Here is a 22,413-nt window from a genome sequence, read left to right as displayed (position 1 = left end):
AGAGGCAAACCCCGGATCAGCCTTGTTTTGCCGCAGATTTAAACAAAAAAACGCCCCGGAAAGAACCGGGGCGGTTTTTGGTCTAACGGGGTAAGATCAGAACTTCCACCTTGCGCCCAATACCCAGGCTTCGTTGTTGTCGAACGAGGTGCCGTCATCGAAGTCGTGGTTACGATACTTCAGATAGGCGTCCGTGTTAATCGCCTCTATTTTCTGCACCACGGCTATGCCCCATGCTTCGGTACTGGAACCGTCAGTGTCGAAATCCGAGCCATCGAAATAATCGATACCTACGCCAGTCTTACCCCAAGCGACCCAGTCACCTTCATAGGCAAGCTTTGCATACCAGTAGTTTGGATCACTGGCGTCTGTGGCGGTGTCATCGCGCGTACCCGCGGCGGCGGTAAAGCTGAACCCGCTGGGCAACAGAACCGAGGCTGACCCAATAGTGTCTTTCCGATCGCCCGAAATGTCATCATAATCGCGAACCGCATAGGCCACGCTTGCCGCAAATTCGACACCACCCGCAAAGGTATTTTTGTAGAAAACGCCGATGTCATAGTAAGTGTCGTCATCACTGCTGGACAGGATATTCTCACCATAGGCAAGCCCGGCCGAGAACCCATTGAAATCTGGCGTATCATAGCGAATACGACCACGGCGAGCCCCATCAAAGTTGCTGCTGGAGTCGCCTACAGTGATATCACTCAGGAGTCCATCTGTGCCCCGGTAAAAGAAGGCCGAGTTTTCGTCGTTCGTGAATGAATACAGTGCGGTACCAACATAAGAGAGATCGGTTTCAGCTGCACCATCAGACACCATACTACCCTGACCGGCCGAAAATTTACCATAGCTGCCCTTCAGTGCGAAATCGACATGGCGGATGTCCTCTCGTGTCCAGCCGCTGAAATCAGTGCCGTCCTGGTTCCATTCGGTCGAGTTCGGCAGACCCAACGCAGTTTCAAACCGGAACGTAAACTCGTTGGCCCCATAAGGTTGCATCAAACTCAGTCCGACACGGCTGTTCGACAGATCGTTGTCCAGCACGCGGGTATCCGTTTCCTCGCCGTCATCCACCGAGATCAGGGCGGGGTGCAATTGCCCGTACAACAGCACGTAACCCCCGCTGTTGTTTTCGTATTTCAGCTCTGCTGCGGCAGGAATTGCCGTCGTTGCGGCCAAAACCGCAGCTATTGAGGACAGTTTTAGCTTTTGTGTCATCTCACTCACCTTGAAAATTCCGGCTTCCGATATCTATCAATCGCCCACATACCGCTTGGGTTCCAGTGACCAGAGCCAATACTTTCCGTGTATTGCATGTTTACCACTCAGGCCCTAAAAGCCGAAAATAATCCCATTTTAATCAAAGATTTAACTGCAACACCACCGCGGTTGGAGCCCCAATCCAAGCGGATTCTGACGCTCAGCCATACACCTGGCAAACACTCACTTTGACGTCACAGCAACCCCGTCGGCTATTTGCCGCCGAAGATGCGATTGATCGGCCAATTCCCGCTCAAAAAGTCACATATTCAAATTTTTAAAAACTTTAGGCAATTGCTCGGGCAAATCCTCAGCAATCAGACCCGGCCCGAACGTCCGCGCGCATTCAACATGTAACCACGCCGCCACTTCCGCCGCCTGCATTGGTTCGAACTCGCGCGCCAGTAATCCCGCAATGAATCCTGCCAGAACGTCGCCAGAACCTGCCGTCGCCAACCACGGCGCGGCGCGTTCCTGCGTAGCCGCATTGACCGAACATCGTCCATCCGGCGCCGCGATCACGGTGCCCGGCCCTTTGAACAGAACAACGCAGCCGGCCCGTTTGGCAGCTTCTCGCGTCGCGTCTACCTTGGAAAAGGCGGGGCCTTTGGTAGGTATCGCCGTCAGTTTTTCGGAAATATCAGGGAATAACCGGGCTAACTCACCCCCATGCGGGGTCAGAACACAATTTTCGTGCAACTGCGCAAACAATGAAGCGGGATCATCCGCAAAAGCCGTCAGCGCATCGGCGTCCAAAACCGTCGCGCGCTTTGCGCCTAGAGCAATCGGCACCATTTCCCGTGCACGCTCCACTCCCATTCCGGGGCCAAGGCACAACGCATTCAGCCGTTCATCCGCCAACACATCAGAGAGGCCACTCCCGCCCTCAACCCGCTGCAACATGATGGCAGTTACATGCGCAGCAACCTCCATTTGGGCGGACGGCGGCACTCCCAGCGTCACCAATCCCGCCCCAATCCGCAGGGCCCCTCGCGCCGCAAGTCGCGCGGCTCCGGTTTTTCCTGCACCGCCCGAAAGTACCAAGGCGTGGCCGTAGCCGTACTTGTGCTGCCCTACTCCCGGTTTTTTGGCGAGATCGCACCAAGGCCAAACCTGTCCGGGCAGCCCCTTTGCCCCATCAAACTCCAAACCAACAACCGTATCCTTTGGCCTTTGAGATTTGAGATGACCGGGATGCCTATCCTCAGCCCCCAGCCCGATATCTACCACGTGCACCTTGCCGCATGAATCCGAGAGCGCATGGCCAACCTTCTTTCGATGAAAAACTGCTGTTAGGTCAGGCCGAAGTAGCCTTTCTGAAGCGTCTTTTTCCCACCAGTTCGAACGAGCCTCAATATCCCTTTGCTCGTCCCCTGTGTTTTCCGGAGGATCAGGGAAAAGGAACTTGCCGCTGTCTGTGTCGAACCCCGAAGGACAATCAACTGCAACACGATAAAATGGTGCGAGCCAGGGATGCCTTTCGTCCACATGACGCGCCGCGACCGAATGATAGGCTTGGGCCAATTCCAACGGGATCGACCGAGACAAGCCAGTGCCAAACATGGCGTCAACCAAAACGTCTGGTCGGCGGCCCTGTTCCACAGCTTTAGCGGTCAATTTTTCGGTCGGTCCGCGCGTGCTCCACCTCTCGTAATTCTTACGTGCGTCCGGTGGAAGTTTCTTTGGCTCTCCGAATAGAAAAACCTCGACCTCCCAACCCCAGTCTTTAAGCAGTCGGGCGATCACAAACCCATCGCCGCCATTGTTTCCCGGCCCGCACAAAACTACGGCTGTACCTTGGGTCTTCGCCAACTCCGGCCTTTCTTTGAAAATCGCTTCGACAACGCCCTGCCCGGCCCGCTCCATCAGCTCCAGTCCGGTCACCTCACCGGACTCAATCGCGGCCTGTTCGATGGCCCGCATCTGGGCGGCTGTCAGTAATTCCGTCATCTCAATTTCCCCCAGCGATTCAATTCTGATTACTTTTTGTGCAAGTCGATCAAAATTTCACCTGCCACCTAATTTCTCCGCACGCGAGCGTGGCCATTTTCGCAATCGGATTGCCGCCCGATCTTAGACGTGATCATTGCGGTCCTGACAAGTGTAATAGGGAGCCCGGGATGAGGAAGATCGAAGCGATCATCAAACCGTTCAAACTGGACGAAGTGAAAGAGGCGCTGCAGGACGTGGGTGTTCAAGGCCTCAGCGTGATCGAGGTAAAGGGTTTCGGTCGTCAGAAAGGCCATACCGAGCTCTATCGCGGTGCGGAATACGTTGTCGACTTTCTGCCAAAGGTGAAGGTCGAGGTCGTCTTGGACGATGATCAGGTTGACGCCGCAATCGAGGCCATCGTATCCGCCGCCAAGACCGACAAGATCGGTGACGGCAAGATCTTTGTCTCGCCCGTTGAACAAGCCATTCGCATCCGTACCGGCGAGACCGGCTCGGAAGCGCTGTAACAGACCACTCTTCAACTCAGAGGAATAGTAAGTATGAGCAAGGACGCAGTTCTTCAGCTGATCAAAGACGAAGGCGCAGAGTACGTCGACGTTCGTTTCACCGACCCGCGCGGCAAACTTCAGCACGTGACCCTGATGGCTGATCAGGTCGACGAAGATTTCCTGGAAGAAGGCTTCATGTTCGACGGTTCGTCCATCGCTGGCTGGAAGTCGATCGAAGCATCCGACATGAAGCTGATGGTCGACACCGAAAGCGCCTATGTCGATCCGTTCTACGCGGAAAAAACCATCTGTGTGCACTGCTCGGTTGTCGAACCTGACACCGGCGAAGCGTATGAGCGCGACCCGCGCGGCACCGCTCAGAAAGCAGAAGCGTACCTGAAAGCATCGGGTATCGGTGACGTCGCCTACATGGGCCCCGAAGCTGAATTCTTCCTGTTCGACGACGTTCGTTTCTCGAACAGCATCAACAAGGTATCCTACGAAGTTGATGCAACCGACGCATCGTGGAACACTGACACCGAGTACGAGATGGGCAACATGGGCCATCGTCCGGGCGTCAAAGGTGGCTACTTCCCGGTCAACCCGATCGACGAAGCACAGGATCTGCGTTCGGAAATGCTGTCGACCATGAAGCGTCTGGGCATGAAAGTGGACAAGCACCACCACGAGGTTGCGTCCTGTCAGCACGAACTGGGCCTGATCTTTGACAGCCTGACCAAGCAGGCCGACGAGCTGCAGAAGTACAAATACGTCATCCACAACGTTGCGCACGCCTACGGCAAATCGGCCACCTTCATGCCGAAGCCGATCGCAGGCGACAACGGCACCGGCATGCACGTGAACATGTCGATCTGGAAAGACGGTAAGCCGCTGTTTGCAGGCGACAAGTACGCCGACCTTTCGGACGAAGCGCTGTACTTTATCGGCGGTGTTCTGAAGCACGCCAAGACCCTGAACGCCTTCACCAACCCGTCGACCAACAGCTACAAGCGTCTGATCCCGGGTTTCGAAGCTCCTGTTCTGCGCGCCTACTCGGCCCGTAACCGTTCGGGTTGTGTCCGTATTCCGTGGACCGAAAGCCCGAAGGCCAAGCGTGTCGAGGCCCGCTTCCCCGATCCGGCCGCAAACCCCTACCTGGCGTTTGCTGCTCTGCTGATGGCCGGTCTGGACGGCATCAAGAACAAGATCGATCCGGGCGAAGCCATGGACAAGAACCTGTACGATCTGCCTGCCGAAGAACTGGCCGACATCCCGACCGTTTGCGGCTCGCTGCGTGAAGCTCTGGAAGCTCTGGCTTCGGATCACGACTTCCTGCTGCAGGGCGACGTGTTCACCAAAGACCAGATCGACGGCTACATCGCACTGAAGATGGAAGAGGTCGAAACCTACGAGCACACCCCACACCCGGTTGAATACGGCATGTACTACAGCTGCTGATCCGGTTGCAGACTTAACTTGGCAAGGGCGTCCATTCGGGCGCCCTTGTTTCGTTGGGCATGATCTTTCACACTCGACCCACCCGGTTAGGAGAGATTGCATGTCATCTGACGCCCCCTTCTCGCAATACACGGACTTCGTAACGTCGGCGGAAGAACTGGAACACATCACCGGCGCGCCCCTGCCCCAGATCTTGGCTAAGGAGCTTTCGGCTCTGGACCAGATGTGCCGCGACTTCATCGCCAAATCCACGTTCTGCCTGATCGCTTCGGCCAACCCTGATGGCTATCTGGACATCTCACCTCGCGGCGATCCAGAAGGGTTCGTGCAAGTGCTGTCGGACACTCTGATCGCAATTCCAGATCGCCCCGGCAACAAACGCGTAGACACGTTTCACAACGTTTTGCGGGACCCGCGCGTAAGCCTTATTTTCTTCGTGCCCGGCAAAATGGAAACGCTGCGCATACGTGGTTCGGCCCGCATCTGCAAAGATTCTGACTTGCTTGCAAGCATGGCAGTCAACGACCGCGCCCCAAAACTGACCCTGCTTGTCCATATCGAGACCGTTTTCGCGCATTGCCCCAAATGCGTCATTCGGTCGAACCTGTGGCAGCCAGAGGCTTGGCCGGACTCGTCTGACCTGCCGAACATGAACGCGATGATGGTCAAACATGCCAAGATCAACAAAACGCCGGAAGAGTGGTTCGAAAGCTTAAAGGCGACAGACGAACTGGACCTGTATTAACGCCTTTGCCGATGAGGAAATGCATCGTACCCTTTTCTTAGAATTTCATTTAACCGGGTTTTGCTGATGCTTCGATTTGCAATTATTCTCGCTTTGGTCCTGCCCTCTTTCGCGGCTGCGGCGCCCTGCGGCAACACCAGTAATGGCTTTGACGTCTGGAAACAGGATTTCGCGAAACAGGCCAAACGCGCAGGGGTCAAGAAGAAGGGATTACAGGCCCTGGCCCAAAGCCAATACGCGAACCGTACCATTGCAGCGGACCGCAATCAGAAAAGCTTCAAATACTCCCTGGACAAATTCATGCGAGTCCGCGGTGCCGACACCATCGTGGCCCAAGGACGCAAACGCAAGGCTCGCAACCCGCAGTTCTACGCAGCCCTTGAGCGCCAATATGGCGTGCCAAGTGGTGTGCTGATCGCGATACACGGAATGGAAACAGGGTTTGGGAATTTCATGGGAGACAGTCAGGTTGTTTCAGCAATCACAACGTTGGCCTATGATTGTCGCCGATCCGAGTTCTTTATCCCACATGCCATCGGCGCTCTGAAACTGGTCGATCAAGGCAGCATTACGACAGCTACCAAAGGCGCGAAGCATGGTGAATTGGGGCACACTCAGTTCTTACCGGGGAACGCGCTGACCTACGGTGTCGATGCCACGGGTGACGGTCGCGTCGATTTCTACAATATGACCGACGCACTGGCCTCAACCGCCAATTTTCTTCGGCAGAAAGGGTGGAAACCGGGTCGCGGCTATCAACCGGGGCAACCGAACTTTAGGGTGATCCAGCAATGGAACGCAGCCTCGGTCTATCAGCAGTCCATTGCGATCATGGCTGCCCGAATCGATGGCTGATCTTCGCCACAAAGATACGTGCCCCCTCCCCAATCCAGCCACATTGTTGCCACAGATATTAAGCAGCCCCCAAAATGCCTAGGTTTCCAAAGAGTAATCAATCCCACCGTTTTCTCATTTTTTTCCATTTTCGTCAAAATCTGCCCCATATCCCTTGTTAACCTGTTTCCCAAGACAAGATGCGACAAAGGAATGCGCAGTGGCACCGAAGCACAGCTATCATGGTGGTCTTCAATTCAACGGCGGGACCGATAATGCGATCGAGCGTTTCGGAGCGATCGTCGCGGCGACTTTGGAAGACTATGGCCACCTGGTCGAGCGCAAGAGCATCCTGAGCGAGTCCGAGGCCAGTATCGTATCCAGCCAATATCTGGTGCGTCTTACTCTGGACACGCAATTAGCCGACTCCGAAGACCGGTTCGAGCGGATGGATCGCGCGGCAGGGCTGAAAACCAGCCGTAGACCGATTGTGACTTTGCCGAATAACCGGTTGTCAATCACCATTTCGCCTGTGTCCGCCTTGCTGGATGATACCGAGATATCCGAGCTTATGCTGGTGGTTATGCTTTATCGGATGGTCGATATCTGCGCGACGCAGCGTGTCGAATGGCTGTCGCCGAATACCGTCCTGACCATCGAACAATTCATGAGTGCATTCGACACTTTGACACCTTCCAAACAACGAGACAGAAGACAGATTTTTGAGGCAGTAACAGGCCCGTTCGCGGGGCTGAACATTACTGATGAAGACCAACTGGATGAGCCACAAAAAGAGGCGCTGACGCCAGCAGCCCGGCCGATCCAGCTGTCGGATGAGCAGTTGCTCAGCATCGCTTTTCGGACAGAACCAATCGAGCAGCCCTCTGATGGGAACGAAGACACGGCCCCCCTCGACCACGACAAGCCCAGCGATATCCTGCGACTTTCAACGTGGGGATTGACTGGAGCCGTGGCTAGCGTGTCGGTTCCCATTGCGGCCTCCCTCGCCGCAGTGAACCTGATCAGGGGCGAAGATTTTCGCCTCAACACTCAGGTACTTGCCTACTCCGTCGCAATCTCCGCTCTCAGCACAAGCGGAGCACTCGCCGGTGTCGCCAACGCGCTAGGCATGTAACACCAGACCCGAAGACCCTCCTTGGAGGCCCCGCCATCAGGCGGGGTTTTCCATTTTGCGCAGTCGTTCGGCCTCAATCACGTAGGTATGAATCGAAAAGACTACGGCCCGCGTGTTTGGCAGCCGCAACAGCGTCTGTCGCTCGCTTCGCAAAAAAGGTGCTTTCACCGGATCCGTGATGTCACGCCGTTCGCTGGCGCGGCGAGGTTGGTACAGCTCGGCGTCGTCGTACCACAGCGCGTTGAACCGCCAAAGCGGTCGCCCCGTTTGTATCCCATCAAATAATCGTTGCACCCGCCGCGCGATGTCACCGTCATAGCTGGCCACCGGAACATGAATGTCGACCAAGGGGCGCATAAACTTTTCTGATAGGCTCCAACTGGCAGGAAAGCACAAAATGGCTCCAGTCAGAACATGTTCATCGCCGTGCTTTTGCAGGATACAGAAATCCTCCTGCGCCAACTGGCACAACGTCTCCAAGGGCCGGGTGCGATCGATTTCAACAACTTGGCCGTCAGGGCGTGTGGCGTGGTCTGAACACCCCGGATAAGCGTGTAGCAGGACCAAGTCCAAAAGCTCCTGCGCGGCCGGTTCTGCACCGGCGTCCAGCGCCAGAACATCCTCCCTTCGCTCCGCCAGCAGTGCTGTGCGTCGCTGCATCTGGGCGGCAAAAGCATCATCACGGAGCAACCATCCATCCATGCTGGTGGGCTGAATACCCGGTAAGGGCCGTGGCGTCAGTGGGTCATAGGGGATTGAGGTCTGCAAGATCGTCATATGTCGGACCTATCACCTGCTCGCCCGGTTGTCGGTCAAAAAGCGACCGACGCGCAGTCGCAAACTTTAAAGACGCGGCAGAATTGATTCTCCACGCTGCAAAACTAGGCAGGGAGACCCACCATGAACCAGCATTATCGAGACAACCGCAAGATCGACCCGACCAAAGGCGCGACCCTTGGCGACGGCACCCCCAACGAGAATGATCGGATCGAGATCGGCCCGACGCAGTTGGCCTTTTCCGAGTGGGAAGCGGCTGGTCTTGCTCTGCCCGACCTGGCGCGGATGCGGGAATATCGCTGGAAACGTCTGACCAAAGCCATCGTGGATCGCGGCTATGGTGGGTTGCTAATGTTTGACCCGCTGAACATCCGCTATGCAACCGACAGCACCAACATGCAGTTGTGGAACACCCATAACCCGTTCCGTGCGGTGTTGCTGTGTGCCGATGGCTACATGGTGATCTGGGACTATAAGAACTCGCCATTCCTGTCGAAATTCAACCCTCTGGTGCGGGAACAACGCTCGGGCGCGGACCTGTTCTATTTCGACCGGGGCGACAAGGTGGATGTTCAGGCCGATGTGTTCTCGAACGAAGTTCGGGTACTGATCGACGAGCATGGCGGCGGCAACAAACGCCTGGCAGTCGACAAGATCATGCTACACGGGTTGCGCGCGCTTGAGGCCCAAGGTTTCGAGATCATGGAAGGCGAAGAGGTCACAGAAAAGACCCGCGCTATCAAAGGCCCGGACGAGATCATGGCCATGCGCTGCGCCCACCATTCCTGCGAAACCGCGGTAGCCGAGATGGAGAAATTCGCCCGCGCCAATGTGGGCAACGGAAAGACTTCGGAAGATGACATCTGGGCTGTCCTGCACGTCGAAAACATCCGACGGGGAGGTGAATGGATCGAGACCCGCCTGCTGGCCTCGGGCCAGCGTACCAATCCATGGTTTCAGGAATGTGGGCCGCGGATCACGCAAAAGAACGAGATCATCGCCTTCGATACTGACCTGATCGGGTCTTATGGCATCTGCATCGACATCTCTCGTACATGGTGGATCGGCGATGAAAAGCCGCGCCCAGACATGGTTTACGCCATGCAGCATGCGCATGAGCACATCATGACCAATATGGAGATGCTCAAACCCGGCGTGATGATCCCTGAACTAACCGCCAATGCGCATAAGCTGGACGATAAGTTTCAGGCCCAGAAATATGGCTGCCTGATGCATGGCGTGGGTCTGTGCGATGAATGGCCTCTGGTTGCCTATCCGGACAAGGCGGTGGCGGGCTCTTACGACTATCCGCTTGAGCCCGGCATGGTTCTTTGCGTCGAAGCCGCCTGCGGCGAGGTCGGAGGCGACTTCTCGATCAAGCTGGAGGATCAAGTTCTGATCACCGAGGACGGGTATGAGAACCTCACCACCTACCCATTCGATCCGCAGTTGATGGGTCAGGCATAACGGCTCAGTCCGGCCAGGTAGAGCGCCGGACATTGCCGTGCCAGTCCTCGGACGGAATGGCGGCTTCGACGGAGGTTGGTGCCGCAACCGGCCAGTTCTGGCCCAGTGCGAAACCCAGAACTCCGGTCAGCGCGATGATTATCAAAAGATCGGAGCGAAAGCCAACGCCTCGTGGGGCGGATGCTGTATGTGCCATGTGTGCCTCCTTGGCTGATTGTGTGTGACAGCCGTAAGATGGGCGCAAACTTTAAATTATAAAAACGAATGTTTGACATGAATAACATCACAAAACGTGAACCGCAGAAGTGACTGACATAGGGATGAAGATATACCATTTACTCACCTTCCCGTGACGCTTCTTACAATGGGGTTGAGACACCAGACGGAAGCACACAGTATTGGTCCCATCCCGATATGTAAGGAATAGCCATGCCCACCGAACGCATTACTTTTGCCGGTCACGACGGCAACCAGTTGGCTGCGCGCCTTGATCTGCCGGATGGGCCGGTTCTGGCGACGGCACTGTTTGCGCATTGCTTTACCTGCTCCAAGGATATCCCGGCTGCCCGCCGCATAGCCGCCCGCTTGGCAGCAATGGGTATTGCCGTATTACGCTTTGATTTCACAGGCTTGGGCCATTCGGGGGGAGAGTTTGCCAACACCACTTTTACCTCGAATGTCGAAGACCTGATCGCCGCCGCGCATTACCTTGCCGGGCGCAACATGGCCCCAGCTCTTCTGATCGGGCATTCGCTGGGCGGAGCCGCGGTTCTGCGCGCGCGTGCGGGCATTCCCAGCGTCAAGGCGGTGGTCACGCTGGGTGCGCCCGCCGATCCGGGCCATGTCTCTCATCATTTCGCAGAAGCCCTGCCACAGATCGAACAGGACGGCTCGGCCGAAGTTATGCTGGGCGGGCGTCCGTTCCGCATCGGCAAGGCCTTCGTAGATGACATCTCGGAATCCGCCCTAGCCCCGGCAATTGCTGATCTGAAAGCTGCACTGTTGATCCTGCACGCCCCCCGCGATGAAACCGTCAGCATTGACAATGCCAGCACCATTTTTTTGGCCGCCAAGCACCCCAAAAGCTTTGTCACGTTGGACGATGCCGATCATCTGATCACGCGCGCCGCAGATGCCGAATATGCGGCCGACGTTATCGCGGCCTGGGTCAAGCGATACGTCACGCTTTGCCCACCCGCGCCACCTCCGGGCGCACCCGAAGGCGTGGTGCGTGTGACTGAGGTTGATCCCTCTGGCTTTCTGCAGGACATCCAGTCCGGTCCTCGGCATCACGCAGTGGCGGACGAACCCGAGTCCTACGGCGGTACTGACAAGGGCATGTCGCCCTACGGATTCGTGTCCTCGGGTCTTGGTGCATGCACGTCGATGACGATCCGCATGTACGCACGGCGCAAGCGGTGGCCGCTTACAGGCATCACCGTCGACGTCTGCCACAACAAGGTTCACGGACAAGATGCAGGTCTGGCCGGAGATGGTAAGATCGACCACTTCCGCCGTAAAATCCGCCTTGAGGGGCCGCTGGATCAGGAACAGCGCGCCCGCTTGCTGGAGATTGCCGACAAGTGCCCCGTTCACAGAACACTGGAAGCGTCGGCCCATATTACCACAGAGTTGCTGGCCTAACCCTTTAAGACTATCCGCGTGCTCGCGGAGCCGGGCGATGGATCGGTGGCCTTGCCGCAGGTGGTCGCGCCACCGGGGGCCGAGCAACTGGCGGACGCGCAGGCGGTTTGGCGATCGGCGGTGTCGGCCGCGGTGGAGGCTTGCCTTCGGGCGGTTTCGGGCGCGGTGGGCGGGGAGCACTTACCCCCCGTCGGTAATAGTCGTTCCACAGCATCGAGTCATAGAACGGGTCATAACCGTACCTGTAACCGACGCCGACCGAGACGCCATCACAGGCCGAAAGAGTGAAACTTGCCGCGCCAAGCCCCAGCGCAAGAATTGCACGCTTGATACGTTTGCTGATCATCTGCGCATCTCCTTACTGCAAGGCCCGGAACGACGCGAAAACGGCGTTCAGGTCATCGACATAGGCCGGGTCGGCACCATTGCGCAGGATCGCCACGGCAACCGCCACACGACCGTTCGGCAGGTCGATTACTGTGGCCGTGAAATTGATGCCGCGCCCATCACGGGTGCCGGCGCCCCGGATCACTCGCGCGGGTAATCCGCCAATACGGGTATCGGAGGTGCTGGAGATCGAAGGATCTTCGACGAGAAACTTGTCAATATCCTCAAGATACTGCAGCCCGCCTTCGATCGAGGTGACACCGGCCGGTGAGACAAACCCCATCCAGACATTGTCATCCGTCACAGGTCGTATCGCCATGACGCGCGCAACCGCTCTGAGATCGCCAAGTTCGGTGTCTTCAATTTCACGCGGACCACCGGTGCGCACCGCCCAAAAGTCGGGTACGGAAAAGCTGAACAATGCGCGCCCCGTGTCTGTATATGTAACCGGAGAGTCCGCCGACGCAGGAGCCAAAGCCCCCAGCCACAAGGCGGTGCAGGCGGCGACGGTTGAGCCAGATAAAAAACGCATATCTCAATAACCTGATGATTTCTTTGGCATCAGATTGAACTCTGAGGATCGGCTTTGTCCAGCATCTCTTTCACAAGAGTATAAAAAAACCGCCGCCGGATCGCTCCGGACGCGAGCCTGTAAGAGCTAAGTGGAAATCAGGTGCGGGCGTTGCCAACCAGTTTCCAAAGACCGGGGATCAGCAACGCGGCCAGTGCCAGCTTGATTGCATCACCCAGCAGGAACGGTGTCAGGCCCCACTCCAGGATCGGCTTGTCCCAGCCAAAGAGCTGACCCAGCCACAGCAGGCCAGGCACGTAGATTACAATGTTGGCCAGAACCAGTGCCAGCGCCAGCTTTCCGACCGAGCGATCCCAACCGCGCGCCGCCAGCGCACCCAACAATACGGTGGCCAGCAGATAACCGACCAGATAGCCTCCGGTGCCGCCCATCATGTAGGTCAGGCCAAATTTTTCAGCCGAGGACCCCGCGAAAACGTCAAAGCCCAGCGCGCCGACCAGCAGGTATCCCAGCATGGTGACCAGACCCAGACGCGCACCATAGGCGGTGCCGATGGTCAACACGGCAAAGGTGCCCATAGTGATCGGAACCGGCCACATCGGTACTTTGATCTTCGCGGCGATCGCCAAAGCCAGAATACCCAAAGCCACCAGCACAACCTGTTTCACGCGCAGTGCAGTGCCTTCGCGCGGACCAATTGCCTCAGCCAGAACAGTCATATTCATTCTCGTTTCTCCATGTTCGGATGGAAATTCAGACACATGAATGCCTGTTTCACATCGATACTTCAACATGATTGCGCTATCGATGGCGGTACTCGGTTTTCATTTCATAGGCTTTCCGTGGTCCCTTCACGGTCCAACTCACGGACCATATGGGCCAGCCGGAGAAATCATAAACCGCATCATAGCTGTCTGGCGGACAATCATGATGATCCCTAGACTGTGACTGACCAAGCTTCAATGCGTGAAAATACCGTTCGTCATCGAAATGGATCGCGATCCAATCGTCTGCATCCCGCCACAGATAACGCCGTGTCCCTTTCATCTCTGCCTGCCCCGGTATGTGCAGCGAGACCTCCTCGTCATAGATCAAACCATCATCAGACGGGTGCAAAACCGCATGACCTTCAGCCTGAGCGACATGCCCTGCCCGCGCATCGTGAATGGTACGGCTCAGGCTCCAATTGCCCTCGAAGTCGGAAAGACTGCTCGGCAGGGTCATTCGGCGAAGGTTCCGTCGGTGGTCTCACCGGACTCGTCCACAAACCGGATCACATCGCCGTTTTGCTGAACGTCATAACAAGCCCACAGGTCCGAAGGCGGCCAGAGGGAACAGTACTGATCCTCGCGGACCGCCCAACGGCCTGCGCTGGGACGATCCGCGACATACTGCGTTAGCATCGTCGCGTCGAAAGTCTGCCAGACGCCATCTCCGTAATCGAGTTTTTTGCCCGTCAGGGCCGCCAGAATCTCGTCTCCTGTGAGTGTTCGGAACTCTTCTGCGGCCAAAATGCCGGGCCAAAGGGCCAAAATCAGGGCAAACCGTCTCATACCTGTACTCGTGCCTTGTTCCCTCGGGGTTGCGGGTTTAAACCGCGCGCGAACGCCCTATCCCAACCACAAAAAGGTCTCGCCGCCAATGATTCCACGTTATTCCCGCCCCGATATGGTCGCCATTTGGTCGCCCGAGACCAAGTTCCGCATCTGGTATGAGATCGAAGCCCATGCCTGCGACGCCATGGCTGATCTGGGCGTGATCCCGCGTGAAAACGCCGAGGCCGTTTGGAAGGCCAAGGACGTAGAATTCGATGTGGCCCGCATTGACGAGATCGAGGCCGTCACCAAGCATGACGTCATCGCGTTCCTGACGCACTTAGCTGAACATGTTGGCAGCGAAGAGGCGCGGTTTGTGCATCAGGGCATGACAAGCTCAGACGTGCTGGACACCTGCTTGAACGTGCAACTGACCCGCGCCGCCGACCTGCTGATCGCCGATCTCGAAGATTTGCTGGCCGCCCTCAAGCGCCGCGCGATTGAACACAAGAACACTATCCGTATCGGCCGCAGCCACGGCATTCACGCCGAGCCCACCACAATGGGCCTGACCTTTGCCCGCTTCTACGCTGAGATGGACCGCAACCTGTCCCGGATGCGGGACGCGCGCGCCGAGATCGCAACGGGCGCGATCAGCGGTGCCGTCGGCACCTTCGCCAATATCGACCCGCGTGTGGAAGAGCACGTCTGCGACCAGCTGGGTCTGGTACCCGAGCCGATCAGCACGCAGGTCATCCCCCGCGACCGCCACGCCGCTTTTTTCGCAACGCTGGGCGTCATCGCCAGCAGCATCGAAAACATCGCCATCGAAATCCGCCACATGCAGCGGACTGAGGTTTTGGAAGGGGCCGAGTTCTTCTCGATGGGTCAGAAAGGCTCGTCGGCCATGCCGCACAAGAAAAACCCGGTCCTGACCGAGAACCTAACCGGTCTGGCGCGCATGGTGCGCGCGGCCGTGATCCCAGCGATGGAGAATGTGGCGCTTTGGCACGAGCGTGATATCTCGCATTCCTCGGTAGAACGCATGATCGGGCCGGATGCCACAATCACTTTGGACTTTGCGCTGGCCCGACTGACAGGCGTGATCGACAAGATGCTGATCTTCCCTGAGAACATGATCGAGAACATGAATAAGTTCCCGGGTCTGGTGATGAGCCAGCGGGTTCTGCTGGCGCTGACCCAAGCCGGTGTTAGCCGCGAAGATGCCTATGCCATGGTTCAGCGCAACGCGCTGAAGGTCTGGGAACACCGCACCGACTTCAAAGAGGAACTGCTGGCGGATCCCGATGTGACTGCTGCGCTGAGCCCGGAGGAGATCGAAGAGAAATTCGACCTCGGCTATCACACCAAGCACGTCGACACAATCTTCGCCCGCGTGTTCGGCGAATAAGACCAGACTGTTCAAATGGTTCAATGGGCCCGGTTCGCATTTCGCGATCCGGGCCTTGTTCTTTTGCAAGGCTTGGCGAATTCGGGTATGTTGTGAGTGAATTTCCTAATCGGAGAAACACCATGATCCGCACACTGATTTGCGCCTTTGCCCTCAGCTGTTCAGCATCCGTTGCACTGGCTTGCAGTGCTCACTCCAAGCAAACCCAGTCTTGCGCCGAAGGTACGTACTGGGATTCCGAAACCCAAACCTGCGCAAAAATCACCAACAGCTGAAGATTTTCTTTCCTACTTGTGAATAAAAGCGAGAGCGCGATTGTTAGCTTTTTATCAGATCGCGCTATGCTTGATCTGAGCAGCTTAGAGAATGGAGTAGGAAAATGCGTCTCGTATTGGTTTCAGCTATTGCCCTTCAGGCTTTTGCCTTTGCACCGGTCGTATGTGCAGCCGGTGGTGGCGGCAGCACCGCCCCCAAACCAACGAATACAACCAAAAAATGCCTGTTTGGTCGCGTATACGACAAAGACGCGGGCCGCTGTGTGAAGCCGAACAAGACCAACTTTACTCAGGATGAGCTGTATGACGCCGTGCGCGAACTGGCCTATGATGGGCAGTTTGAAAACGCGCAGAGCATTCTGCGCATCATGGATCAGGACGACGACCGTGTGCTGACCTACTGGGGCTTTACCTATCGGAAAATGGGCGAGCTTGAGTTGGCCAACCTATTCTACAACAACGCCATCGAAACCAATCCAGACAACATTTTGGCCCGCAGCTATATGGGTCAGGGCTTTGTTGCTGAAGGCAGAACCGATCTAGCAATCGAGCAATGGCGCGAGATCAAAGCGCGTGGCGGTGAAGGCACCTGGGCCGAGGCCTCCCTGCGTGAAGCGATCCGCACCGGGCTGACCTATAGCTACTAAGTTTCAGGGTTTCTTTACCCGACTCTTCCTACTCTGCCTGTGGAACGCAACTTTGACACCGCAGGCAGATGCAGGACACAAACACTTTGGTACAGGTGGCCCCGGGCGCGGCTCCGACGGTCGACCGGAATGACGATGCACCTCGCGTCGTCCCTCGTGCGCTCAGTACCCGGCAGAAGGCCGCAGTCGTAGTTCGACTATTGTTGAACGAGGGTGCCGACATACCTCTGGAAGAACTTCCCGACGAGTTGCAGGAAAAACTGACCCATCAGCTGGGGCAGATGGGTTTGGTGGACCGGGTTACGCTGGATGCCGTGGCGCACGAGTTTGCAGAGGCAGTTGAGGGTCTGGGCCTGTCTTTCCCTCATGGGCTGGCAGGTGCCTTGGATGCTGTTAATGGCAAGATCGCCCCGGCGACAGCGGCGCGTCTTCGCAAGGTTGCCGGAGTGCGCCAGATCGGCGATCCGTGGCAACGTCTGCGCGAAATCCCGACCGAGGATCTGGCCACGATGGCGCAGGCGGAGAGTACGGAGATTGCCGCCGTGATGCTATCGAAACTGGAAACGGCAAAGGCAGCACAACTGTTAGGGCACCTGCCCGGCCCGGTTGCGCGACGGATCACTTATGCGATTTCCAAAACCACCAATGTGACACCCGAAGCGGTCGACCGCATCGGCTGGTCGCTGGCGGCGCAGCTGGACCAGCGGCCATCCCAAGCTTTTGCCGATGGCCCCGGGGCGCGGGTGGGTGCGATTTTGAACCAATCGGCTGCCTCCACACGTGACGGTTTATTAACCGCCCTAGAGGAGGAGGATTCGGATTTTGCCAGCGTTGTGCGTCGTTCGATCTTTACCTTTGCGCATATTCCATCTCAGGTTTTGCCACGGGACGTTCCGGCAATTCTGCGCCGTGTAGACCAAGCCAATCTGATCACTGCGCTTGCCGGGTCCGCAGCAGATGATGATCAAGCTACGGCTGAATTCCTTCTCTGCAACATGTCTTCAAGAATGGCTGACAACCTGCGCGAAGAAATCGGTGATCGTGGTAAAGTCAAACGAGCTGAGGCCGAAGAGGCGATGACGCAGGTTGTTGGTGCCATTCGGAACCTCGTTGCTGAGGGAGCGATCACACTCATCGAAGAAGACAGCGAGGAGTAAATAACGCCTTTGCAACCAATAGATAGGAACGCTTGTGGTCAGAGCACGCGCCTTGTATGTCTGGCCCGGCAAATCGCAACAGCCGGTGAGACCAGATTATGCCCGTCGAAAAATCGGAACTCAGCCGCGCGGCTCTTCGGAAATATTATGTCAGCGGTCTGTTTCTGAAAGGCGTGATTTGGGCAATGCGCCTGCTGCCCTACGAGCGGCGCATCGCGACAATGGGAGCCATTGTACGCGGAGTCGCCCCTTTGGTCGGCTTCACGAAGCGCGTACAAAAAAACTTGAAACTGACCTGCCCCGACCTGCCCGACGCCGAGGTGAAACGCATCTGCCGCGCCGTTCCCGACAACGCAGGCCGCGCGATTATGGAGCATTTCTCGCCCGAAGGGTTCACCGCACGTCAGGCTACTGCAAAGGTCTCAGGCCCCGGTGTGGCCGCCTTTGATGCCGCCGTGGCCGAAGGGCGTCCGGTCATGATGATCACTGCGCATTTCGGTCATTACTTGGCGGCACGGATCGCCCTTCAAACCCGCAGCGGCCAGCCTATCGGATGCCTCTATCGCCGTATGGCGAACCCGTACTTCAACGATATGTACGTCGAGGCCTTCTACAAAACCGGTGCGCCCATGTTTGAACAAGGGCGCCGCGGGATGGTCGAGATGGTACGCTCACTCAAGAAAGGCGGCATTATCGCCATTGTCTCAGACCTGCATGCGCATGGCGGTGAGGAACTAACCTTTTTCGGCAAGCCCGCCGTAACATCGGTTCTAAACGCCGAATTGGCGATAAAATACAAAGCTGAACTCATCCCTTGCTACGCCATTCGCCAACCTAACGGGATTGATTTTGAAATCGTTCTGCACGATCCGGTTCCACACACCGATCCCTCAACCATGACTCAGTTCACCAATGATGATCTTGAGGCCGTGGTCCGAAAGCATATGGGCCAATGGTTCTGGATTCACCGGCGCTGGAAGGCATGGAAAGGTTTGGGGGTACAGCCCGAGGACATGCCCTGATCACTCAACTTTGGCGGCAGCTACGATCGGGCCGTGACCGACTCTTTGCACCAGAACCACAGCTGGAAGTTCTGTGGTCAACACCGTCGAAAACTCTTGCGGCGCAACCCCGTCCCACTGCCCGGCCAACTGCCAGGATTCCACAACATTTGCGTAGTCCAGTTCGTGACCCGCAAGTTCTCCGCGGCGTATCGAGGCATGACGCATCGGTGAATACTGCACCAGCCGAACATCATAAGTCTCACCTTCAGGCAGTTCGACGGGTGAAACAAAAACGGAGACTTCATTGCCCGTTCGGTCCGCTTTGACCTCGGCCTCGGGGGCAGCTTTGAGATGTGCATTAATCAACCGGTCCAACTCACGCGATTGCGCGCCAACCACGTCATGCTGCCCGTTTACTACCATCTGCGGCGTGTAGATCATCGACCGCCCACCCTGCCGCGCATAGGCGCGCTGACGATTGGTGTGATCGGGCTTGGCGTATTCGTCCTCCCACCCGATATAGTCCCAATAATCCACATGCAGGGCTAGTCCGATCACATCATCGCGCTGTGCCAGATCATGCATCAGCCGGTCAGCGGGCGGGCAAGACGAGCAACCTTGCGAAGTGAATAGCTCGACCACAACCGGGTCACTATCAGCCACAGCTGAGGTGGCAAAAAACAGGGAAAGGCAGACGGTCGCTGGAGCAATTCGAAACATATGAAAACTCGGGCTTCTGAGGGTGCTCAACCGGTTTAAACGGATCGGCGTTCAACCTCCAATCAATGTTTCTTGAGATTTTTGACCAAACAAACTTGATTTGTATACCTGTGCATACAAATTGTAATCTAGGTATCTATACCTTGAATGCAAAGCAATCATGTTAAAGAAAACAAACAGCGAATCCCAAAATCCAAGTTATTTGAGAGGGAGGCCAACATATGCCCATCAAAGTCGGTCAGGATACAGCCAAGACACGTCGGAAACTGAGCGTGAGTGGTAAATCCATTTCCTATTATTCCATCCCCGCCGCACAAGAAGCTGGCCTAGGCGATTTTTCAAAACTGCCCGCCGCGCTAAAAGTGGTGTTGGAGAACATGTTGCGGTTCGAGGATGACGGGTTTTCTGTCTCGGTCGACGACATCAGGGCCTTCGGGGAGTGGGCGGCCAACGGCGGTAAAAACCCACGCGAAATCGCATACCGCCCTGCTCGCGTTCTGATGCAGGACTTTACCGGTGTACCGGCTGTTGTGGACCTTGCTGCGATGCGGGACGGCATCAAAGGCCTTGGTGGTGACGCTCAAAAGATCAACCCGCTGAACCCTGTGGATTTGGTCATCGACCACTCGGTGATGATCGACGAATTCGGCAACCCACGCGCCTTCCAGATGAATGTGGACCGCGAATACGAACGGAACATGGAACGGTATCAGTTCCTGAAATGGGGCCAGTCGGCGTTCAACAACTTCCGTGTAGTCCCACCCGGCACCGGTATCTGCCACCAGGTGAACCTGGAATATCTGGCGCAGACCGTGTGGACTGACACCGACCAAAACGGTGATGAGGTCGCCTACCCCGACACGCTGGTAGGCACCGACAGCCACACCACGATGGTCAACGGCATGGCTGTTCTAGGATGGGGCGTCGGCGGGATCGAGGCCGAGGCCGCAATGCTGGGTCAGCCGATCTCGATGCTGATCCCCGAAGTTGTGGGATTTGAGTTGACCGGCGCGATGGTCGAAGGCACCACAGGCACTGATTTGGTGCTGAAGGTCGTCGAGATGCTGCGCGAAAAGGGCGTGGTCGGCAAGTTTGTCGAGTTCTATGGCGAAGGTCTGAACCGTCTGCCGCTGGCGGATCGCGCGACGATCGCCAACATGGCCCCCGAATATGGCGCCACCTGTGGTTTCTTCCCCATCGACGGTGAGACCCTGCGCTACATGCGCAACACCGGCCGGGATGAGGACCGTCTGGCGCTGGTCGAAGCCTATGCCAAGGAAAACGGTCTCTGGCGTGATGAGAACTACGCCCCGATCTATACCGACACGCTGACGCTGGACATGGGCACGATCGTTCCCGCGATCTCGGGTCCCAAACGCCCGCAGGACTATGTCGCCCTGACCGACGCCAAGACGGCCTTCACCAAAGAAATGGCCGAAACCTTCAAACGGCCGATGGGCAAACAGGTCGAAGTCAAAGGCGAAAACTACGGCATGGAATCGGGCAAGGTCGTGATTGCCTCGATTACCTCCTGCACCAACACTTCGAACCCTTACGTGATGATCGGCGCCGGTCTGGTGGCAAAAAAGGCGCATGAGCTGGGCCTGAACCGTCAGCCTTGGGTGAAGACTTCGCTGGCGCCGGGATCTCAGGTTGTGTCCGAATATCTTGAGGCCGCCGGTCTGCAAGAGCATCTGGACGCCATCGGGTTCAACCTTGTGGGCTATGGCTGCACCACCTGTATCGGCAACTCGGGTCCGATACAGAGGGAGATCAGCGAGGCTATTGCCGAGGGCGATCTGGTCGCTACATCGGTCCTGTCGGGCAACCGCAACTTCGAAGGGCGCATCTCACCCGATGTGCGCGCCAACTACCTGGCTTCGCCGCCACTAGTCGTCGTCTACGCACTGGCGGGTACCATGGATATCGACCTGACTTCGGAACCGATCGGCCAGGACAAAGATGGCAACGATGTATTCATGAAGGATATTTGGCCAACTCAAAGCGAAATAGCTGACCTGGTGCAGGCCACCGTGACCCGCGACGCATTCCAGTCGAAATACGCCGACGTGTTCAAGGGCGACGAAAAGTGGCAAAAGGTCGAGGTTCCGCAGCAAGAAACCTATGACTGGCCGCCGACCTCGACCTATATCCAGAACCCGCCCTATTTCCAGGGCATGGGGCCTGAGCCGGGCACGATCTCAAACATCGACGGTGCCAAGGTTCTGCTGATCCTGGGCGACATGATCACTACCGACCACATCTCACCCGCCGGTTCCTTCGCAACGACGACACCGGCCGGCAAGTATCTGACTGACCGTCAGGTACAACCGCGTGAGTTCAACTCGTATGGGTCTCGGCGTGGTAACCACGAGGTCATGATGCGCGGCACCTTCGCCAATATCCGTGTCAAGAACGAGATGCTGGACGGCGTCGAAGGCGGCTATACCAAAGGCCCCGACGGACAGCAGACCTCGGTCTATGAGGCTTCGATGGCCTATCAGGCGCAGGGCACCCCTCTGGTGGTGTTCGGTGGCGAGCAATACGGCGCGGGGTCCTCACGCGACTGGGCCGCCAAGGGTACGGCGTTGCTGGGTGTCAAGGCCGTGATCGCTGAGAGTTTTGAGCGCATCCACCGATCGAACCTGGTTGGAATGGGCGTGATCCCGTTCGAGTTCACCGGCGGCGACACCCGCAAAACGTTGGGGCTGAAGGGGGATGAGACCGTTTCGATCAACGGGTTGGAAACGGTTGAACCGCTGCAAGAGGTACCCTGTACCATTACCTACTGCGACGGCACCGAGAAAACCATCACCCTCAAGTGCCGCATCGATACCGCGCCCGAGATCGAATACATCGAGAACGGCGGTGTGCTGCAATACGTGCTAAGAAACTTGGCGAAAGCGAGCTAATAGCCTGTTTCAATACAAAATAAAGGCCACCAGCTATGCTGATGGCCTTTTTCGTTTGGGTTTAAGCAA

The 22,413-nt window shown here is 56.9% G+C and carries 22 protein-coding genes; 12 read left to right on the top strand and 10 right to left on the bottom strand.

What is annotated here, in order from left to right; translation table 11 throughout:
- Positions 1-96 precede the first annotated feature (96 nt).
- Positions 97-1,221, bottom strand: a complete 1,125-nt coding sequence (locus ABLN94_RS01170) for a porin (protein ID WP_352988372.1) — start codon at positions 1,219-1,221, stop codon at positions 97-99.
- 303 nt (positions 1,222-1,524) lie between these two features.
- The gene (locus ABLN94_RS01165) at positions 1,525-3,213 is read right to left on the bottom strand and encodes an NAD(P)H-hydrate dehydratase (protein ID WP_352988370.1); all 1,689 of its coding nucleotides are present in this window, start codon (positions 3,211-3,213) and stop codon (positions 1,525-1,527) included.
- 170 nt (positions 3,214-3,383) lie between these two features.
- On the opposite strand from ABLN94_RS01165, the gene ABLN94_RS01160 reads away from it, so the two are divergent.
- The 5 genes from ABLN94_RS01160 to ABLN94_RS01140 all read left to right on the top strand — a co-directional run bounded on the left by ABLN94_RS01160 (position 3,384) and on the right by ABLN94_RS01140 (position 7,876).
- A complete protein-coding gene (locus tag ABLN94_RS01160) occupies positions 3,384-3,722 on the top strand; it encodes a P-II family nitrogen regulator (protein WP_170489690.1) in 339 nt (112 codons plus the stop codon).
- 33 nt (positions 3,723-3,755) lie between these two features.
- Entirely contained in the window at positions 3,756-5,162 is a 1,407-nt protein-coding gene (gene glnA / locus ABLN94_RS01155; protein WP_352988368.1) for a type I glutamate--ammonia ligase, read from the top strand.
- 100 nt (positions 5,163-5,262) lie between these two features.
- On the top strand, positions 5,263-5,907 hold the full coding sequence (locus ABLN94_RS01150; RefSeq protein WP_352988366.1) for an MSMEG_1061 family FMN-dependent PPOX-type flavoprotein: 645 nt from the start codon (positions 5,263-5,265) through the stop codon (positions 5,905-5,907).
- 66 nt (positions 5,908-5,973) lie between these two features.
- Complete coding sequence (locus ABLN94_RS01145; RefSeq protein ID WP_352988364.1) at positions 5,974-6,762, top strand: lytic murein transglycosylase; 789 nt, start codon at positions 5,974-5,976, stop codon at positions 6,760-6,762.
- 199 nt (positions 6,763-6,961) lie between these two features.
- Entirely contained in the window at positions 6,962-7,876 is a 915-nt protein-coding gene (locus ABLN94_RS01140) for a hypothetical protein (protein ID WP_352988362.1), read from the top strand.
- A gap of 36 nt (positions 7,877-7,912) precedes the next feature.
- Here the strand turns inward: ABLN94_RS01140 and ABLN94_RS01135 are convergent, their stop codons facing one another.
- A complete protein-coding gene (locus ABLN94_RS01135; RefSeq protein ID WP_352988361.1) occupies positions 7,913-8,653 on the bottom strand; it encodes a heme-dependent oxidative N-demethylase family protein in 741 nt (246 codons plus the stop codon).
- 123 nt (positions 8,654-8,776) lie between these two features.
- On the opposite strand from ABLN94_RS01135, the gene dddP reads away from it, so the two are divergent.
- The gene (gene dddP / locus ABLN94_RS01130; RefSeq protein WP_352988359.1) at positions 8,777-10,120 is read left to right on the top strand and encodes a dimethylsulfonioproprionate lyase DddP; all 1,344 of its coding nucleotides are present in this window, start codon (positions 8,777-8,779) and stop codon (positions 10,118-10,120) included.
- Positions 10,121-10,124: 4 nt separating this feature from the next.
- On the opposite strand, the gene ABLN94_RS01125 is transcribed toward dddP, so the two are convergent.
- Positions 10,125-10,316, bottom strand: a complete 192-nt coding sequence (locus ABLN94_RS01125; RefSeq protein ID WP_352988357.1) for a hypothetical protein — start codon at positions 10,314-10,316, stop codon at positions 10,125-10,127.
- Positions 10,317-10,549: 233 nt separating this feature from the next.
- Between ABLN94_RS01125 and ABLN94_RS01120 the strand changes: the two genes are divergently transcribed.
- A complete protein-coding gene (locus ABLN94_RS01120; protein ID WP_352988356.1) occupies positions 10,550-11,764 on the top strand; it encodes a bifunctional alpha/beta hydrolase/OsmC family protein in 1,215 nt (404 codons plus the stop codon).
- A gap of 10 nt (positions 11,765-11,774) precedes the next feature.
- Here ABLN94_RS01120 and ABLN94_RS01115 read toward each other — a convergent pair whose 3' ends face one another.
- From ABLN94_RS01115 to ABLN94_RS01095, 5 genes are all read right to left on the bottom strand, one after another.
- The gene (locus ABLN94_RS01115) at positions 11,775-12,110 is read right to left on the bottom strand and encodes a hypothetical protein (RefSeq protein ID WP_352988354.1); all 336 of its coding nucleotides are present in this window, start codon (positions 12,108-12,110) and stop codon (positions 11,775-11,777) included.
- Positions 12,111-12,122: 12 nt separating this feature from the next.
- Positions 12,123-12,683, bottom strand: coding sequence for a hypothetical protein (locus tag ABLN94_RS01110; protein ID WP_352988352.1), 561 nt, complete (start codon positions 12,681-12,683; stop codon positions 12,123-12,125).
- A 137-nt stretch (positions 12,684-12,820) separates the two neighbouring features.
- Entirely contained in the window at positions 12,821-13,408 is a 588-nt protein-coding gene (locus ABLN94_RS01105; protein ID WP_352988350.1) for a biotin transporter BioY, read from the bottom strand.
- A 76-nt stretch (positions 13,409-13,484) separates the two neighbouring features.
- A complete protein-coding gene (locus tag ABLN94_RS01100) occupies positions 13,485-13,907 on the bottom strand; it encodes a DUF6314 family protein (RefSeq protein WP_352988349.1) in 423 nt (140 codons plus the stop codon).
- On the bottom strand, positions 13,904-14,236 hold the full coding sequence (locus ABLN94_RS01095; RefSeq protein ID WP_352988347.1) for a hypothetical protein: 333 nt from the start codon (positions 14,234-14,236) through the stop codon (positions 13,904-13,906). The genes ABLN94_RS01100 and ABLN94_RS01095 overlap by 4 nt, the downstream gene beginning before the upstream one ends.
- Before the next feature lie 88 nt (positions 14,237-14,324).
- Between ABLN94_RS01095 and purB the strand changes: the two genes are divergently transcribed.
- From purB to ABLN94_RS01075, 4 genes are all read left to right on the top strand, one after another.
- Positions 14,325-15,629, top strand: a complete 1,305-nt coding sequence (gene purB / locus ABLN94_RS01090) for an adenylosuccinate lyase (RefSeq protein WP_352988345.1) — start codon at positions 14,325-14,327, stop codon at positions 15,627-15,629.
- Positions 15,630-16,008: 379 nt separating this feature from the next.
- The gene (locus ABLN94_RS01085; RefSeq protein WP_352988343.1) at positions 16,009-16,551 is read left to right on the top strand and encodes a tetratricopeptide repeat protein; all 543 of its coding nucleotides are present in this window, start codon (positions 16,009-16,011) and stop codon (positions 16,549-16,551) included.
- A 68-nt stretch (positions 16,552-16,619) separates the two neighbouring features.
- Entirely contained in the window at positions 16,620-17,708 is a 1,089-nt protein-coding gene (locus ABLN94_RS01080; RefSeq protein ID WP_352988342.1) for a flagellar motor switch protein FliG, read from the top strand.
- Between the two features lie 98 nt (positions 17,709-17,806).
- Positions 17,807-18,730, top strand: a complete 924-nt coding sequence (locus tag ABLN94_RS01075; protein WP_352988341.1) for a lysophospholipid acyltransferase family protein — start codon at positions 17,807-17,809, stop codon at positions 18,728-18,730.
- Here the strand turns inward: ABLN94_RS01075 and ABLN94_RS01070 are convergent, their stop codons facing one another.
- On the bottom strand, positions 18,731-19,432 hold the full coding sequence (locus ABLN94_RS01070; RefSeq protein WP_352988339.1) for a DUF1223 domain-containing protein: 702 nt from the start codon (positions 19,430-19,432) through the stop codon (positions 18,731-18,733).
- 221 nt (positions 19,433-19,653) lie between these two features.
- Here ABLN94_RS01070 and acnA point away from each other — a divergent pair, with 221 nt between their 5' ends.
- A complete protein-coding gene (gene acnA / locus ABLN94_RS01065) occupies positions 19,654-22,344 on the top strand; it encodes an aconitate hydratase AcnA (protein WP_352988337.1) in 2,691 nt (896 codons plus the stop codon).
- Positions 22,345-22,413: the final 69 nt, after the last annotated feature.

Source organism: Ruegeria sp. SCP11 (assembly GCF_040329455.1).
Classification (GTDB): domain Bacteria; phylum Pseudomonadota; class Alphaproteobacteria; order Rhodobacterales; family Rhodobacteraceae; genus Ruegeria; species Ruegeria atlantica_E.
Note: the sequence above shows the minus strand (reverse complement) of the source record. Positions and strands in the feature narration are given on the sequence as shown.